This window comes from Telluria sp. AIW5 (assembly GCF_056680575.1).
This window is the reverse complement of the sequence record NZ_CM155289.1, coordinates 2,566,393-2,581,611: the sequence shown is the minus strand read 5'-3', so window position 1 is coordinate 2,581,611 and position 15,219 is coordinate 2,566,393. Positions and strand designations below refer to the sequence as shown.

Below are 15,219 nucleotides of genomic sequence, written 5' to 3'. Positions count from 1 at the left end.
CACAGGGCAGCGAGGTATACCAGCTGCTCGGTGAACAAGCGCAAGAAGGCCGCAGCTAATCTGGGAGCCCAGACGCCGATTGCAGCATGGGCTTAGTGAGCCACTTGAGGTAGTGCTGGAAGTGCTGGAAGTGCTGAGCTTGAAGCCGATGCACTTGGCCTAAAGGGGCAACTCGTATAGTTGGACGTCTATACCGATTTCGCAATCATGCCGATTGCAACGGCAAGGCAGACGAAGGCGAAAGCGCCTCTTAAGTGAGCCGGCGCCAAGCGGGATGAGAGTAAAGCCCCGCCCCCCATTCCTAGAGCTCCGCCTGCAGCAAACTGCAATCCGACAGCCAAGTTGAAATTCCCTACCGACACACTGGTGGCCACGCCAGCAAGGGAGATAAGGGCAATCACCGCCAGCGAAGTGGCAACAATTGAACGCGCTTCAAGGTCAGTGTAGCGCTGTAGTGCAGGCACCATCACGAAGCCACCTCCGACCCCGAGCAGTCCAGAAAGCACACCAGCGATGCCGCCGAACGCTACAAGCGCACGGGCACATTTTGAAGTCCAGATGAAACGACCGCTCTCAGTACTGCGTATGCATACACGATGCGTACCTTTCTTCTCTGTCTGGGCAGAGCTTTGGCCAGGGCCCTTAAGGCTGTTATAGGCAACCCACACTAAGACCGCTGCAAAGACGATGCTCATTAGTTTCGTATTCATGCGGTGAGCTAACCACACCCCAAGTGGCGTCATTAGGATGCCACTGACGGCAATGAGCACGGCCGCCCGATAGCGGACAATCTTCGCTTTTAACCCGACAACGGCCCCGACGGCTGCCGCGGTCCCTACCGCAAGCAGCCCAACTGGCGCTGCTTGGGCTACTGTCAAATTTAGACCAAATACGAGCATTGGGACAGCTAGGATGCCTCCCCCCGCGCCGGTAAGGCCCATGACAATGCCGACAAGAAGACCTAGCGCGACCGTTAAAGTCATTAGCCCTGCCCCAGCCCGGCCCCCGCTGAAGCAGTGGACTTAGCGCGTTCCAATATTTCGAATACTGCCATGCCAGCAAGCATTGCAATGCAAAACACCGCAGGCTTGGCTCCTCCGTACATAAGCGACGTTAAGACAGGTCCTGGGCAAAATCCGGCCAAACCCCAGCCGACACCGAAGGTCAGTCCGCCGATTACCAGCCGGCGGTCAATCTTGGTGGAAGTTGGGAGTGAAATGGCATTGCCCAAGACCGACCTAGGTCGCTTAAGCACAAAGGGGAAGGCAAATGCACCGACTAGCAACGCCCCACCCATAACGAAAGCAAGCGATGGGTCCCATGCTCCCGCTAGGTCTAAAAAACCAAGGACTTTAGTCGGGTCTGTCATGCCTGAGGCAATTAGCCCTAAGCCAAACAGCAAACCAGCCAACAACGCACTTAGTGACTTCATTTTGAGTTCCTCATCCAAGCAAATGGCGAACGATATAAACGGTAACGAATCCTGCGCACATGAAGGCGACAGTTGCCACTAACGACCGAGGCGACCGTCGAGATAGGCCGCAGATACCGTGTCCGCTTGTGCAACCTGAGCCATACCGGGTACCTAGGCCCACGAGCAGGCCGGCGATGATAAGAGTCCAGTAGCCTGCATCGATTTGCACGGACGGCAGCTGCGCTACAAGCGCGAACATGAGCGGCGAAGTCACCAGGCCCGCTACGAAGGCGATGCGCCAAGAAATGTCGCCTCGCTGTCGACGCAAGAGTCCCCCAACGATGCCGCTGATACCGGCAATTCGTCCGTTCAGTGTCAAAAGTAGCGCGCTCGCAAGTCCAATTACGATGCCTCCAGCGAGCGACGCCCATGGCGTAAAGTGAGTCCAGTCGATTGTCACTGTTCGTCTCCGGTCTTGGGGCAGTACAGTTGATACAGCACCTGCAGCACAGCTAAAGCCTCGGCACTCGCGATGCTGTAGAAGATTTGCTTACCCTCGCGGCGAGTGTTCACCAACTGTTCAGCGCGCAGAATCGTTAACTGCTGCGAGAGCGTTGGTTGGCGGATGCCAGTCATGGCTTCAAGCTCGCTAACTGCGTACTCCCCTTGTGTCATCTGACACAGCAACAGCAAGCGGTCCGGGTTGGACAGCACCTTCAAGAGGTTGCATGCAGCTCCAGCTGCAGCCTCGAGTTGGACTAAGTCAATCGCTGATGTGGCCATGTGAAATCCATTGGAAAGTAACGCCTAAGGATAAATTATATCACAAGATAATATATGTTATGGTATATTGTTCTTCGGTCGTTCTTATCCAGTTCAACACCGTCTGCTCAGGAGCCAGCATGATTTTCAGACAACTTTATGAACCACTGTCGAGCACCTACACCTATCTTCTTGGTGATGAAGACACTGGACAGGCCATCCTCATCGACCCAGTCGTCGCAACGATGGACCGCGATTTGACAGAGGTTCGCCGGCTCGGCCTAACACTCGCCTACACCGTCGATACTCACATACATGCTGACCACGTCACTGCGGCGCTTGAGATGAAACGTGCCGTCGGCAGCAAAATTGCCGCCCCCGCTTGGGACAGGTTGCCTTGCGTCGACTTCGGCATTGAAGAGGGAACGCTTTTTCAGGTTGGCAGCATCGGCCTGCACCCTCTACACACCCCAGGTCATACTGATGGCCACTTTGCATTTCTCTCTTCAGGCAGGGTCTTCACAGGCGACGCTTTGCTCATCGACGGGTGCGGCAGAACAGACTTCCAAAACGGTAGCGCAGACGCCTTGTACAAGAGCGTGCGCGAGAAATTGTTCGCCCTTCCGGACGAAACCTTGGTCTATCCAGCACATGACTACAAGGAGCGCTTTGCCTCCTCCATCGCTCAGGAAAAGAAGCACAATCTAAGGCTGGGGGGAGACAGGACTCTTGATGAATTCAAAACCATCATGGCGGGCTTGAACCTACCGTACCCTAAGTTCATCGACTATGCCGTGCCAGGCAACCGGCAATGCGGTGTTTGCCCACCCAACTTACCCGAGAACCTCGCCCAGTATTGCCAGCAGATGTCAGCTAGCCCCCAAGGCTGAGCGAACTACAACCATGGAGAATGGCATGAAAAATTTCAAGCAAATTGGGGACAGTGTGTTCTTGGGCCCTCAACCGAGCGAAGGTGATTTGGCAGAAGCTAAGCGACAAGGAATCGGGACAGTGATTGACCTACGTTTGCCATCTGAGACGCCAATGCCGAATGCGAACCTAGTGCGAATGCACGAGCTTAATTACGTGAACGTGCCAGTCGACAAAGCAGCTCTGTCTACAGACCAAATTGCCGCTCTTGAGCGAGCCATTGCTCAGACCGATGGACCACATCTCATTCACTGCGCTACCGGCGCAAGAGGCGCTCTTTTGCTTGCCCTCAGTCGAGCCAAACAACAGGGTTGGACTGCCGAGCGCACGCTTGAAGAAGCTGCATCGATGGGCTTTAATCTGCAGGGTTCAGATGCGTTTGTGCAGTTCGTAAACGAGCAACGAAAGCCGTGAGCCCTTGCGTAGGTAGGCCACCTGCTGAGCGGCCTGGCAGGCGGGAAGGTAGCCCCCGCTTCTGCTCCCATACCATTCGACTGTCAGAACATCTTCGACAGGAGAGCAACTTGGCGATTAAGCATTCTTCCTCTCCCTCTCATGGCTTGGCAGTGTTCTCGCCACACTGCCCGCGACAAATCAGCTCCGGCTAATGACCTCTAGGTCTTGTACAGAAGTCCACATGTGGCCTAGGCAGCGGTGACGGCAACGTCAACGCATTCTTTGCCCGTTGCGGCCTAGAAAAGAAAAAAAGCTCGTGACCAACGAGCTCACTCATGTTTCGCTATACATGTCAGGCCAACAATACAGGAACAGACATGCAAGACTTCTTAATCGACTTAGCGGCCGTCATCATCATCTGCTCGCCTATGGTCGCAATCATCGCATTCGGCATTTACAAAGGAGACTTCTCAAGAGTTAGCGAACCTTCTTCGCCCCCGGACGAACTCGAGTTGCGTAGACGAGCGAACGAAACCATGCTCCGTCACGAACGGAGAGCATCGTACGAACGAAGCCAAACCGAGGCTCAAGTGCAACGGTGAACTATTCAAAATGATTCAAGCCCCTGAAGCAGCACCTTGAGGGGTTTTATTCCTGCGACATCCCAGTGCCGGCTCAACTACCGTCGCACCAAGGCTAGGTCTAAGACGAGGTGCCCTTTAAACCTGCTACCGAAATGCTCCCACACGCTGCTCTTTGTCATGCTGGCACAGCACTCGCGCTTTTCATCAGTCTTGAAAATCGGCCCCCATTGCGATACGGCAGCCCGACGACAGATGCCCTCTTAGTATTCATAGCATCACAACCATCGCCGTGAGACAATATCCTCAGAGAAACTTCTTACCTTGCTATGATATTGTTTCACCACTTACGGAAGCTCAAGCCCGCGCCATTTTTCGTGATACCTGGGCTAGCTACAGAACACGGCCAAGCTATCGCACGTATGTGCTGGAGTTTAGTCTTCGCAGTCTACCTATACTTTAGTCAGCAATTTAGAGGAACTCCGCAGTACTCAGCAGCGTGTACGCTTGCGGCAATCCACTTCGTCTTCGCTGTCTCGGCCTGGCTTCTCATAAGAACAAAGATTGGGGGTGCTCCCCTACGCTGGCTCACCATGTCAGTAGACCAAGCACTGTTCGCAACTACGCTCTACCTTACGGGCGAGATAGCAGCGCCGTTCGTTCTGATGCCCGTATTGCTGACGTTTGGAAGTGGGCTCAGATACGGCAGAACCTATGCTGTTTTCTCCTCAACAATCAGCTCAGTGTTGACGTGCGCTGCACTGATGTACTCGCCCTACTGGGAACAATATCCCCCTATCCTTCTTGGGCTGGCTGTTGCCACTATCGTGCTTCCGCTGTATCTCTTCCGCTTAACAGACGCGCTTGCTTTCGAAATGCGTACTGACTCTCTGACGCAGTTACGAAACCGAATTAGCTTCGACGAACTCCTCGACGAAGTCTGTGAGAGTGCCATCTCTGCAGAGCACGAACGTGCTGTTGTCTTCATCGATTTGGATGGCTTTAAAAAGATTAACGACGTGCAGGGGCACGACGGTGGCGACCTCGTACTCAAACACGTAGCGCGTTGGCTGACCGTGGAGCTAGGGCCCCTAGGTACTCCTGCACGGTTCGGTGGCGATGAATTTGCTGTCATCGTGGGGACGCGATTCGTTCGCGAGGATTTGGAGGCAGCCCTTACACGATTCCTTAAGCGCGCAGAAGCTGTAGGCGAGCTTTTCGAGAGTCCACTTGGCGCCAGTATCGGTGTCTACTATCTCGAGCCGGCTTCCGCGATAACGTCCCGATTTGCGTGCAAGGCTGCTGACCAATTGATGTACAGGGCAAAATGTAGTGGTCAAGTAATTTCGGACACGACGATAGGTTCTTTTGCTGCCATGGTGCGTTCATAGACGCTGGGCGGCAGATTGCCCAATACGGAATGCAGGCGCTCGCAGTTGTAGAAGCCGGCGATGTAATTGGCCACATCAAGCTTGGCTTCGGCGTGGTTCTCGTAACTGCGCTGCCAGACGCGCTCCATTTTCAGGTTCAGGAAGAAGCGTTCAGCAACTGCGTTATCCCAGCAGTTCCCTTTGCGGCTCATGCTGCAGACGAAGCCGTGTTCGGCCAGCAAGGCCTGGTACTGGTCGCTTGCATATTGACTGCCGCGGTCGGAATGAACAACCAGTCCGGCGGCTGGCCGGCGCGCCTGGATTGCCATGCGCAAGGCATCGCAGACCAAGGTGGCTGGCATGCTCGGCGCCATTGCCCAGCCCACGACTCTGCGCGAGAATAGGTCGAGCACGACAGCCAGATACAGCCAGCCGGCGCCGGTCCGGATATACGTGATATCCGACGCATAAGCCAAGTTGGGCGCTGCTGGATTGAACTGCCGGGCGAGTACGTTTGGTGCAATCGGCAGTGCATGCTTGCTGTCGGTCGTGTGCACGAATTTGCGTTTCCAGACTGGTTTCAGGCTGGCCTGTTGCATCAGGCGGCGCACCTTGTAACGGCCTACCTGAAGGCCGCTATTGGCCAGTGCCGTAACCAGGCGACGGCTGCCGTAACTCTGGCCGCTGCTCATGAACGCGGCACGCAGATGCACGCTCGCTTTGCAAAAAGTCGGCGTGGCTGCACGACGCTTGGCTTCGTAAAATCCGGCCCGGCTCACGCCCAGCAGGCGGCAGGTTTGTGCGACAGGTACGGCCTTCATTTGCAGCTCGTCAATGAGCCGATAGCTCACTTGAGCTCGCGGGCAAAGAAGGCCGATGCCTTTTTTAATACGTCTACATCACTACGAAGCTGGCGGTTTTCCTGCTCCAGTTGCCGAATACGCTGCTGCTCAGCCGTCAGCGGTTTGCCGATGCCTGGCTGGCCTTGTTGCTCGGCCTCGTACTGCTCCATCCAACGACGGATTGCGGTCACACCGATATCCATCGTCTGGCTGACATGCGAGATGCTAAGGCCTTGTTCTTTGATCATACGGACGACCTCGAGCTTAAAGCTGGGGTCAAAATTGCGGCGTTGCCTGGTCATGTAAACTCCTTCGAAGGTGAATTATCCACCTATCGAGGTGTCCGGAGACATTAGACCACTACAAAAAAGCTAGGCAAGAATCAGTTCGTCACCTCGACTAAACAGAACTTCTCCGCAGAAGGCTACCTAGTTGACTTGCCTAGCCTGCCTAACCCGGGGAAGGAAGCCAATCTAGCTGCGGTTACGTCGGTGCCAGAAGACTGCAGCCTTGATAACGTAGTTCAGTTGCACTTGTAGCGTCCTCATCTGCGAGAGAGTAACGCTTCCACTAGCCCTAGTGAAAACGTACGTGTATCGAACTTCCTACGAAGCGACTTTGCGGAGCGTGCCTACATCAGTCCAAACACCGTGGACAGACTGGAAATGGCGACATTACAGTGCGCATACGAAAGTGCACGCTAAACTTTCTTAGTGATTGGGCGACATTTGTTGAAAATTCTTAGTTCTTGAGCGACAGTTGAAGCCGGATTCTGCGTTTTCTTAGTGGCTCTGCGACCTTCGGTTGCGTGTGTACATCGGAAGCAGGCAGAACTCTCTCGCTGAAGGCTCAAAGCTGGCTTGGTCAGTTGCGAAGGGCCTGGCACGGGGCGCAGCATTATATTTAAAATCGATTTATAAGAACCAACACTTGGAATTTTTATGGCGAGACTAGGTTTCGATAGACGTACAGGGCTCATCTATGAAGGCATGGATGGTCCAACTCATCCGGTGTGGCCTACTCCAGCTCTGTCGCAAGCAACATTGATTGAGAAGCCAGAAGACCTGGAACGAATCCCGGGTGATTTCGACGGCTTGGGCTGGACCTTCATTGATGGCAGCTTTGACCCTGGCAGTCGTGTACGCCGAGGGCGACTATTCCAGAAGTTTGGCGCAGTCAGCTGGGAGCTAACTCAGGTCGAGGCTCATCCTGCCATCAACTCCGACCTACTTAAGGCAGCTAATAATGCCGGCCGCGTAGGTAAGGAGCTCAGCGTCTACTACGAGTGCACGGACCTTCTGCACAAGCCTAATCGTGGCGAAGGCCTCCAGCTAGCCCTAGGTCGAAAAGACGGTCATTCGTTGTGGCGCATCCTTCAAACCGAACGAATCGCTTCAGGCGACGTGCTGGTCACGCTTCGGGCAGAGTCGGCGTTTGGCGTAATTCCACAACTAGATGCCAATCAGATTGCAACCGACGCCTTACCAGGGGTGCAGGCCGCGCTAGACCGAGTCGTCAACTCGGCCTACCGAGAGCTACCTCAGTCCGTGGTCGACCACTGCCGAAATGCCGCAGTCATGATTACTTCGCGGTGGATGCAGAAGGTGACTCACTCTGCTAAGCCCATTGAGCAAGACCTTGGTCACTGGATAAACGCAGTACGCAGTCAGTTCGGTGACGGTAAGCGGGTTGCGCTGCGAAGCGCACTTGAGACTATCAACCGACTACACCCGCGAGGAAAGGACAACGAGTCATACAAGCACTCACTGCGCAACATCGACGAGCTTGATGCTGAGTATGCTCTTCATGCTCTAGGCTTCGTGATTCGTGAAGTGAATTGGGGTCAGTAGTTTTACCTGCGTCTGTCAGATGATGCTCGACCGAACGTAACCCCATCAGCCAAGTTGCCCGATTGAAAATATTAGACCACAATGGCATGCAAGATTCCGTAAATGGTCTAGTTTTGACAAGGGTATATGCATGTGGCATGACAATGAGACAACAGTAGACTATGTGAACTTTCGAATCGTTGCGAAAGCCTGTGCAGAACTTATCCGGGGCGCAGGGGAAGAGCCGATTTCGATTGGCGTCTCCGGAGGATGGGGCGCCGGCAAGTCCTCCTTGGTTCGCATGATTGGTTCGGAGTTCGAAAGTGACGAAACCAAACATGTCATCGTTACTTTCAATCCATGGCTCTATCAAGGCTTTGAAGACGCGCGCACTGCGTTGCTTCAAATTGTGGGGGACGCTGTGCTGGAGCAAGCACAGTTATCCCGGAACTGCGTCGACAAAGCTAAAAGCCTTTTGCAGCGAATTAATGTTCTGCGCCTAGCGCAACTTGGCGGCGACGTTGCGGCTACTTTGTTGACAGGCATTCCGATTGGCACGCTCGGCAAATCCTTGCTGGCATTGACGGGAGCCTTTGATGAAGGTTCAGTCACCGACGGCGCCGAGGCTGCCAAAGAGCTGCCAAAGGCCGCCGAAGGGCTGCTCAAGGAAGCAAAGGGCCGGTCACTACCACAAGAAATCCAGCAGTTCCGCACTTCGCTCGAACAGCTATTGACCGAGCTTGACATTACGCTGGTGGTGTTCGTTGATGACTTAGACCGGTGCTTACCTAAGACGACAATTGCAACGCTCGAGGCGATACGCCTCCTTCTTTTCCTCCGCCGGAGCGCGTTCGTAGTAGCGGCCGACGATACCTTCATCCGAGGGGCGGTGCGTGTTCACTTCGCCGGTACTGGCATCAGCGATGAAGTCGCGACCAATTATTTCGACAAGCTGATACAGGTTCCGCTTCGTGTGCCGCGGTTGGGGCCGAACGAAACAAAAGCCTATACCGCTCAGCTGTTCCTAGAACGTGCTAAGCGAGAGGGAAAAATCTCATCAGAACAGTTCGCGGATGCTCAAGCGAAAGTACAACAGCGGCTGCAGGAAACGTGGAAGGGGAAAGGAGTTGACCTGGACTTCCTCGAGAGCCTGGTGCCTCGGCGGGATGCCGAACTGCTAAGTCTCATGGGTCTATCCGAAAGGTTAGCCCCGCTGCTCCTTTCGTCAGGCGCGGTTCAGTCAAATCCCAGGCTTATCAAGCGATTTCTAAATACCGTGTTTTTGAGGAAAGCTCTTGCAGCCCCTCAGGGTATCAACGTGGACATTCCGCTCTTAGCGAAGTGGCACCTGCTAGAACGCTGCGAAGAGGCTCTGGCAAATACACTGGCGGACGCCACCTCCGCCCAGAACGACGGACGAATCGACCTATTGTTGCATGCTGAGGAACTGGCTAAGGTCCCAGACTCGACGCTCGGTGCGGTCTTCGGAGATAAACCTTTTGTACGCGAATGGCTGCAGCTTGACCCTCCATTACGTGATGTCGACATGCGCCCTCTTCTGCACCTGAGTCGTGACAGTACTATCCGCGATTTCGGCTCCGACGATTTAAGTGCGGAAGGAAAGGAGCTGTGCAGCGTTCTCGAGACTGTGCGCACGGACTCTGCCGTCCTACAGGAGAAAATACACACAGTTGGCGAGATTCAAGCTGCGTTGGCAATGGCACGGGCGTGGGAACGAAAGCGTAGCACTCGTACGTGGGCAAAACCGGACGACGTTTTCATGCTTAAGGCGGTTTGTTCAGTTTTCGCCTCAGCAGGGGCACGAGCCTCTGCTCTTCTAGCAGAGGCTCAATTGCCCGAGCTCAGCCCTGCTTTGGTGGCATCTTTGGCCAGCTGCGCGTGGGCTAACGAAACACTCAACAAGTGGTTTGCAGACCCAAATACGCCGGAATCGGTCAAGAGGGCTATAACCGCTGGGAGGTCGCATTAATGGGTACGTCGACGTCAAGTGCGGGAGCAGGAGCTGGCTCACCGTTTGACCCGCCTTGGCTCGACAGCGCGGGGGGCGGCATGGACCAAAGTAATTCAGACGCTCGACTTCAGCCAGGTGGGGAAGGCACCAACGACAGCACGACAGAGTCGCCTGAGGATACAACAAGCGATTCAGGCTCGCCGCACGGTGAACAGGGTGAAGCAGCAACTCCAGGGATAGCACCGCCCGGTCGTTACAAGGACGCACGTCGACTGATGGGGCGTTTTATTCGAAGCGGTGACCGAAGCGACATCGGACGAGCAGTCGCTAGCATGGTTAACAAGGGGATGGGTGGTCCGTCCCGTGCCGCCGGACGAATGAAGACAAGTGCGGTTGCCGCCGCAGCGTTAGGCGGATTTCTTGCGGCGGCTCGAGAAGGCACGAACCCGAACATCGCTGAGTGGGTCGAGTCTGCACGAGCTAGAGGATTGTCTGCGCGTGATGCTGCTCTCGAGGTGATTCAACAACTCGCGCCCGACGGAGGTAGTGTTGATGAAGAGTCGGCTAAACACGCCATGAATCAGGCAATCATTCATCTCTACGATGTAGACCCAACAGCTGACATCCTTGCCATGTCGGACGAGCAGATTGCGTCGGTCATGGGGTACACCCTGGCCTTCGATGTGTTTAATCGTATCCAACTAGAACTGGGTCGAGTCTTTGAAAAGTTGAAGTACTCAGCTCAGGTTGTCCATCAGCGACTGGGAGAGGTCCAAGATTACCTCCTCGTTGTGGTAGGCGATGCTATGAAGGCCGCTCGTTCTGGAGGGCATGTGAGGTCCGTACAAGACATTGCAAAGCTTGCGCTTCGCAATACTCTTAACGTATTTGGTGCTCAATGAAGATTATCTGTTCAGCGGTGCAGTCCTTGCCGAATCCACTCCCCGCCGGCGCCAAAGCCTTCACGTTCTTGGAGCGTGTCGACGACCCGGCTGTCGGGGGTATTGCAAACGGTTGGCTGCGCAAGTTGGAAGCCGCAGGTTACGCTCCGTCCATATCCGTGTGGGATTTCGTTCTCTTTGCATTGTCGGTTTCTGCAGCTGACTTTGTTATGTTGCGGAAGGGCTCTGCCGATGGCTGGACTCGACAAATCGAGCTTGAGGTAACTCTAAACGACCCTGCACCTTGGAACCGTCAGTGCGATGCCCTTGAGCGCATGCTGCGCGTGCTCACTGGAGACTTTTGGACTTTGACTTTCAGAGATGGAGGTCCACCGCCCCCTTCTGGAGAGCGCGTTCTCTGTGACCGGGACTGTGTGGCCCTATTATCTGGTGGTTTGGATAGCTTGATTGGCGGTATAGATGCCCATGTGCAGGGAAAGCGGCCTATCTATGTCTCCCAGCGCGCCCATGAAGACTCTGCTCGACAAATTGCATATGCTCATCGACTTGACGGCGGTAGGTGGCACCAGCAATGGAGTCATGGCATTGACTTCAAGGGGCCAAGCGAACCCTCGACACGGGGGCGCTCGATGGTCTTTTATGGCTTGGCAGTGCTCGCCACTTCGCTCCTACCGAACCGAGCACCGGTAATCATTGTTCCGGAGAATGGGTTCATCAGCGTCAACCCACCGTTGCTTCCTGGGCGGATGGCGAGCTTAAGCACCCGCACGACGCATCCACTGTTCATGCAACAGCTACAGGACGTCTTACCGCTTCTAGGCATCAACGTGACCTTGCAGATGCCTTACCGTTTCAAAACTAAAGGTGAGATGTTAGTTGATTGCAAGGACCAGTCGCTCCTTGCTGAACTAGCCTCTGATACCACGAGCTGTGGGCGCTTCCGCACCTACAATCGACGACATTGTGGACGCTGCGTCCCATGCATGGTTAGGAAGGCTTCTTTCCTGCGCTGGCAGCCCTCTATGGACGCGACTCAGTACAAGTATGAGAGCTTAGCGACTTCCGCCAAGACTGCAGCGGATGACCCGATGGCCGTAGCATGCGCGGTCCTAACAGCTCGTTCACACGGAATCGACAAGTTTCTAGGTGCTTCGTTGGCCTTCGCAAAGACCGAAGAGCGCGACCAGTATCGGCGAGTGCTTGAAGCTGGCCTCTCTGAACTAGGTGTCCTGTTGAGTCGAGACGGCCTTATATGATGGATTTCCACTGCCATTTAGACTTGTACCCTGATGCGCGGTCTCTGTATGCCAAGGCCCAGGCCGAGATGGAGTTTTTGTGGCTAGTAACGACTAGTCCTCGTGCGTTTGCGGCCACGTCAGTAATCCTGCCGGCCAGCGATAAGATTATGGTGTCGCCAGGACTGCACCCGGAGGTCGCTGATAAGAAAGTATCGGAACTAGACTTGCTACTTCAGCAGATGACGCATGTAGCCGGTGTAGGCGAGGTAGGGCTCGACGGTTCTGCTCGCTACAAACACACGTTCGAAACGCAACAGAGAGTGTTTTCAGCCGTTGTACAGCGGGCCGACGAGCTCGGTGGCCGGTTACTTAGTATCCATTCACGCGCTGCCACTTCCCAAGTGCTTTCGACCCTCCAACAACACGCAGGCTTTGGAACTGCTGTGCTCCACTGGTTTACTGATTCTGCGCCCCAACTTCGACTTGCTGCCTCCCTCGGTTGCTGGTTTAGTGTTGGGCCTGCAATGCTGGCATCATCGAACGGGCGCAAGCTCGTTTCAATCATGCCTAAAGACCGAATCGTGCCGGAAAGTGACGGACCATTCGGCATGCAAGGCGGCAGCCCAATCATGCCCTGGGAAGCTTCTGACATTGCAGACAAACTTTCGATTACGTGGGGTTTGCCCATTGAAGAAGTTAGGGGAATTCTGCGAGACAACGGAAGGCGACTGATTAACGTTATCCGTGCCTACAGCACCCGACTGCTTGCCGGTGGCTCTTGAAACCTGTTTTCCCCGGGACTAATGACGTATCGTAAGCTGCAGGCTAGGAAGGAATGCTTCTTATGTGATGAAGTCAGGCCGCTTCGAAAAAGTCACATCATTCCGAACTTCTTTCGCCGTTGGTTAGCGCGCGAAATGGGCAAGGAACCAAGGTTTTTCAATCCACATACTAGGATTCACAGGCTAAACGACGACCTGACCAAACACTCGATGTTTTGTGCTGACTGCGAGGCGCTCATGAGCGCTGACGAGTCCGTCGCTTGTCGAGAAATCCTAGGTAAGTGGAGGGAGCGCGAGGCGCCAGTCAAATACGGGCCCTGGTTGCTACGGTTTGCAACCGGGATAGCAATGAAGGCAGCGGCAGTTCAGCTGTTCACGGAGCCGACGACGAAGTCGTCGAGCGAAGCGACCTTGCCGTTCAATTCCACTATCGAGGAACGCCTGTCCGAGGCTTCCCAAGCTAAGCTTGAGCTAGCCTTTCAAGCATGGCGAGGGTTCTTGCGAAGACAGATTCCTCACCCAGGCCGCTATGAGCTACACCTTATAACAGTCGACATCAAACTTTTCCCAGGTCTCTTTGGTCTTTTCGGCCACAACCATATCCATACGGACGACTTCGCGGCACTGCTCATTTCGTTGAACGGAATTGCCTTCGTCGCCGTCGTAGACGGACATGTAGATGGCCTTCGCAGAGACACACGACTAGCTGTTAGCGAAGGCTATATTGGCCAGCCGAACCATCGGTTACCAGGGCCGGTCGAGACAGCCCTTCAACATTTATCTGCTGCGAACCTGGCAACGCAAGTACTTGCTGCACGAGACTCGTGAAGCAAGAAGCCTCTGGCGATTTGGGCAGAGTTGCGACGGCTTCGGCAACTGCACAGTACTGCCGTGCTTTCGTAACTATGCATGGTAGTCTGCGCGTGTATGGCCTAGCTCCCTAACACTAGCTTACGGCCGTGTCAGTTTCCTGTCGCGAGGCTTGGGTAACTGCGCCCCGCTTCTCTTCCTCGAACCCAAGCTTCTACAGTTTCGAGTCGCCATCTCAACAACGCTGCATTACCGCAAACGTACATTCGTGGAGGCACTTGTATCGAATTGCGCTTTAGGTTCTTTTCAATCGTGTCCACTCTCTCGCCCAGAAGCACGGCGAGTTGGTGGATATCCAAAACGTCTTCCATTGAGTTCCTCAAGTCAGGTCACCGAGAGGGTTAGACGAAATGTCAAACTCGGTGTGAGTGACGTATAGAGATGAGTTGTAGCCTTTTCGCTTTCGAGTCCAAATGTACGAGAGAGCGCTTGCGCTCTGTTGTTTTGCAGCGAGACAGAACCTAAGTAGAGTCGCCGGCTTCCGCAAGAGGCAGAAACGGTATGCCGAGACTTCATGTAGGGCCCAATACAGGTTCGTGCTGTTGGGTAGGTCCGCGATGTTGCCTGGCCCGCGCAGCCCTTCTTAGAGTTGCTCGACGCCGCTGTATAAAAACCCAGTACCCATACAGGTGCGCTACAATTCGTCCTGAGCATTGGGCTCCGCGTATGAAGCAAGTTTAGGACAGCGGTGGCCTCCTCCATCGAAAACTCATTTAGGTCTGCAGCCGCATGAATAAGAACAACCTTCTAAAAATGATTGCGGAAAGCGGCTACAACTTGGGGTATGGAGCAAAAAAACACTTTGCGACTTTCGACCTTATCGAAAAGCTGCCTGGGTGGATGAGCTTCGTTGCTTTCGTTATCGGTATCTATGCACTGTTCGTCCCGCCTCTGGCAACGAACCAAGTGTCAGCTGTGATGATTTTGTTCGGAATCTCGTCCCTGTACATTACCGCTTATAACGGTGAAAAGCAGAAGTATGAGGAGGGCGGAAAGCACCTTACCGAGTGTTACAACAAGTTGCGTGCCATGTACTACGAAGTGAAGTCACTTCCCGATTCAGCCGATTTCTCGTCTTATGTCACTGAGCACAATGCTGTTTATTCGGCTGCCTTTGCTCATACGGTTAGCAAGCAGATTTTTTTAAGCGACTGGTATGCGCATTATAAGTTCTTCTGGCAACAGGAAATTCAGTGGATTGACGAGCAAAAGCACTTTACGCTCTTGCGAGACAAACTTCCGCTGACTTTTTCGGTAGCCGTTGTCCTTTGCATTGCTGCCTTCATATGGCATTCCATTAGCAACAATTTCACATTTTGCAACTAACTAGG

Annotated in this window: 15 protein-coding genes; 9 read left to right on the top strand and 6 right to left on the bottom strand. The window is 54.2% G+C overall.

From position 1 onward, the window contains the following. Positions 1 to 188: 188 nt before the first annotated feature. The 4 genes from AC1MEM_RS11340 to AC1MEM_RS11325 are packed head-to-tail and all read right to left on the bottom strand — an operon-like array spanning position 189 to position 2,197. Entirely contained in the window at positions 189 to 941 is a 753-nt protein-coding gene (locus AC1MEM_RS11340) for a sulfite exporter TauE/SafE family protein (protein ID WP_499477633.1), read from the bottom strand. A 41-nt stretch (positions 942 to 982) separates the two neighbouring features. Further along, the gene (locus tag AC1MEM_RS11335) at positions 983 to 1,432 is read right to left on the bottom strand and encodes a DUF6691 family protein (protein ID WP_499477631.1); all 450 of its coding nucleotides are present in this window, start codon (positions 1,430 to 1,432) and stop codon (positions 983 to 985) included. 10 nt (positions 1,433 to 1,442) lie between these two features. Further along, complete coding sequence (locus AC1MEM_RS11330) at positions 1,443 to 1,874, bottom strand: YeeE/YedE family protein (RefSeq protein ID WP_499477314.1); 432 nt, start codon at positions 1,872 to 1,874, stop codon at positions 1,443 to 1,445. Beyond that, positions 1,871 to 2,197, bottom strand: a complete 327-nt coding sequence (locus tag AC1MEM_RS11325) for a metalloregulator ArsR/SmtB family transcription factor (RefSeq protein WP_499477312.1) — start codon at positions 2,195 to 2,197, stop codon at positions 1,871 to 1,873. Before AC1MEM_RS11325 ends, AC1MEM_RS11330 begins: the two co-directional genes overlap by 4 nt. A gap of 119 nt (positions 2,198 to 2,316) precedes the next feature. On the opposite strand from AC1MEM_RS11325, the gene AC1MEM_RS11320 reads away from it, so the two are divergent. The 3 genes from AC1MEM_RS11320 (at position 2,317) to AC1MEM_RS11310 (ending at position 5,474) form a co-directional block, all read left to right on the top strand. Further along, positions 2,317 to 3,066 (top strand): MBL fold metallo-hydrolase, encoded by a 750-nt coding sequence (locus AC1MEM_RS11320; protein WP_499477311.1) that lies wholly within the window; start codon positions 2,317 to 2,319, stop codon positions 3,064 to 3,066. Between the two features lie 25 nt (positions 3,067 to 3,091). Then, positions 3,092 to 3,520 carry a protein tyrosine phosphatase family protein gene (locus AC1MEM_RS11315; protein WP_499477309.1) on the top strand — a complete coding sequence of 143 codons (429 nt, stop codon included), beginning with the start codon at positions 3,092 to 3,094 and terminating at the stop codon, positions 3,518 to 3,520. 1,156 nt (positions 3,521 to 4,676) lie between these two features. Next, complete coding sequence (locus tag AC1MEM_RS11310; protein ID WP_499477306.1) at positions 4,677 to 5,474, top strand: GGDEF domain-containing protein; 798 nt, start codon at positions 4,677 to 4,679, stop codon at positions 5,472 to 5,474. Here the strand turns inward: AC1MEM_RS11310 and AC1MEM_RS11305 are convergent. Beyond that, positions 5,420 to 6,597 (bottom strand): IS3 family transposase gene (locus AC1MEM_RS11305; protein WP_499471930.1). Its coding sequence is split into 2 segments (ribosomal slippage): positions 5,420 to 6,330 and positions 6,330 to 6,597, totalling 1,179 coding nucleotides; the frame shifts between segments, so codons are not numbered across the junction. The two genes, AC1MEM_RS11310 and AC1MEM_RS11305, sit on opposite strands and share 55 nt — an antisense overlap. 639 nt (positions 6,598 to 7,236) lie before the next feature. Here AC1MEM_RS11305 and AC1MEM_RS11300 point away from each other — a divergent pair. From AC1MEM_RS11300 to qatD, 5 genes are all read left to right on the top strand, one after another. Further along, positions 7,237 to 8,145, top strand: a complete 909-nt coding sequence (locus AC1MEM_RS11300; protein ID WP_499477305.1) for a hypothetical protein — start codon at positions 7,237 to 7,239, stop codon at positions 8,143 to 8,145. A gap of 130 nt (positions 8,146 to 8,275) precedes the next feature. Further along, entirely contained in the window at positions 8,276 to 10,114 is a 1,839-nt protein-coding gene (locus AC1MEM_RS11295) for a KAP family P-loop NTPase fold protein (RefSeq protein WP_499477303.1), read from the top strand. Between the two features lie 80 nt (positions 10,115 to 10,194). Continuing rightward, positions 10,195 to 10,998: a Qat anti-phage system associated protein QatB gene (gene qatB, locus AC1MEM_RS11290; protein WP_499477301.1), complete on the top strand. Its 804-nt coding sequence runs from the start codon at positions 10,195 to 10,197 to the stop codon at positions 10,996 to 10,998. Continuing rightward, entirely contained in the window at positions 10,995 to 12,254 is a 1,260-nt protein-coding gene (qatC, locus tag AC1MEM_RS11285) for a Qat anti-phage system QueC-like protein QatC (RefSeq protein WP_499477300.1), read from the top strand. The genes qatB and qatC overlap by 4 nt, the downstream gene beginning before the upstream one ends. Beyond that, complete coding sequence (gene qatD / locus AC1MEM_RS11280) at positions 12,251 to 13,018, top strand: Qat anti-phage system TatD family nuclease QatD (RefSeq protein ID WP_499477299.1); 768 nt, start codon at positions 12,251 to 12,253, stop codon at positions 13,016 to 13,018. The genes qatC and qatD overlap by 4 nt, the downstream gene beginning before the upstream one ends. Before the next feature lie 534 nt (positions 13,019 to 13,552). Here the strand turns inward: qatD and AC1MEM_RS11275 are convergent. Next, positions 13,553 to 13,693, bottom strand: coding sequence for a hypothetical protein (locus AC1MEM_RS11275; protein ID WP_499477297.1), 141 nt, complete (start codon positions 13,691 to 13,693; stop codon positions 13,553 to 13,555). Positions 13,694 to 14,617: 924 nt separating this feature from the next. Here AC1MEM_RS11275 and AC1MEM_RS11270 point away from each other — a divergent pair. Continuing rightward, positions 14,618 to 15,214 (top strand): SLATT domain-containing protein, encoded by a 597-nt coding sequence (locus AC1MEM_RS11270; RefSeq protein WP_499477296.1) that lies wholly within the window; start codon positions 14,618 to 14,620, stop codon positions 15,212 to 15,214. The last annotated feature ends 5 nt before the right edge of the window (positions 15,215 to 15,219 follow it).

Excerpts from the sequence above, each read along its gene's own strand:
- qatC (WP_499477300.1), top strand. The coding sequence starts at position 10,995 with ATGAAGATTATCTGTTCAGCGGTGCAGTCCTTGCCGAATCCACTCCCC.
- qatD (WP_499477299.1), top strand. The coding sequence starts at position 12,251 with ATGATGGATTTCCACTGCCATTTAGACTTGTACCCTGATGCGCGGTCT.
- AC1MEM_RS11295 (WP_499477303.1), top strand. The coding sequence starts at position 8,276 with ATGTGGCATGACAATGAGACAACAGTAGACTATGTGAACTTTCGAATC.
- AC1MEM_RS11270 (WP_499477296.1), top strand. The coding sequence starts at position 14,618 with ATGAATAAGAACAACCTTCTAAAAATGATTGCGGAAAGCGGCTACAAC.
- AC1MEM_RS11275 (WP_499477297.1), bottom strand. The coding sequence starts at position 13,693 with ATGTCCGTCTACGACGGCGACGAAGGCAATTCCGTTCAACGAAATGAG.
- AC1MEM_RS11315 (WP_499477309.1), top strand. The coding sequence starts at position 3,092 with ATGAAAAATTTCAAGCAAATTGGGGACAGTGTGTTCTTGGGCCCTCAA.
- AC1MEM_RS11335 (WP_499477631.1), bottom strand. The coding sequence starts at position 1,432 with ATGAAGTCACTAAGTGCGTTGTTGGCTGGTTTGCTGTTTGGCTTAGGG.
- AC1MEM_RS11300 (WP_499477305.1), top strand. The coding sequence starts at position 7,237 with ATGGCGAGACTAGGTTTCGATAGACGTACAGGGCTCATCTATGAAGGC.
- AC1MEM_RS11320 (WP_499477311.1), top strand. The coding sequence starts at position 2,317 with ATGATTTTCAGACAACTTTATGAACCACTGTCGAGCACCTACACCTAT.
- AC1MEM_RS11325 (WP_499477312.1), bottom strand. The coding sequence starts at position 2,197 with ATGGCCACATCAGCGATTGACTTAGTCCAACTCGAGGCTGCAGCTGGA.
- AC1MEM_RS11340 (WP_499477633.1), bottom strand. The coding sequence starts at position 941 with ATGGGCCTTACCGGCGCGGGGGGAGGCATCCTAGCTGTCCCAATGCTC.
- AC1MEM_RS11310 (WP_499477306.1), top strand. The coding sequence starts at position 4,677 with ATGTCAGTAGACCAAGCACTGTTCGCAACTACGCTCTACCTTACGGGC.
- qatB (WP_499477301.1), top strand. The coding sequence starts at position 10,195 with ATGGACCAAAGTAATTCAGACGCTCGACTTCAGCCAGGTGGGGAAGGC.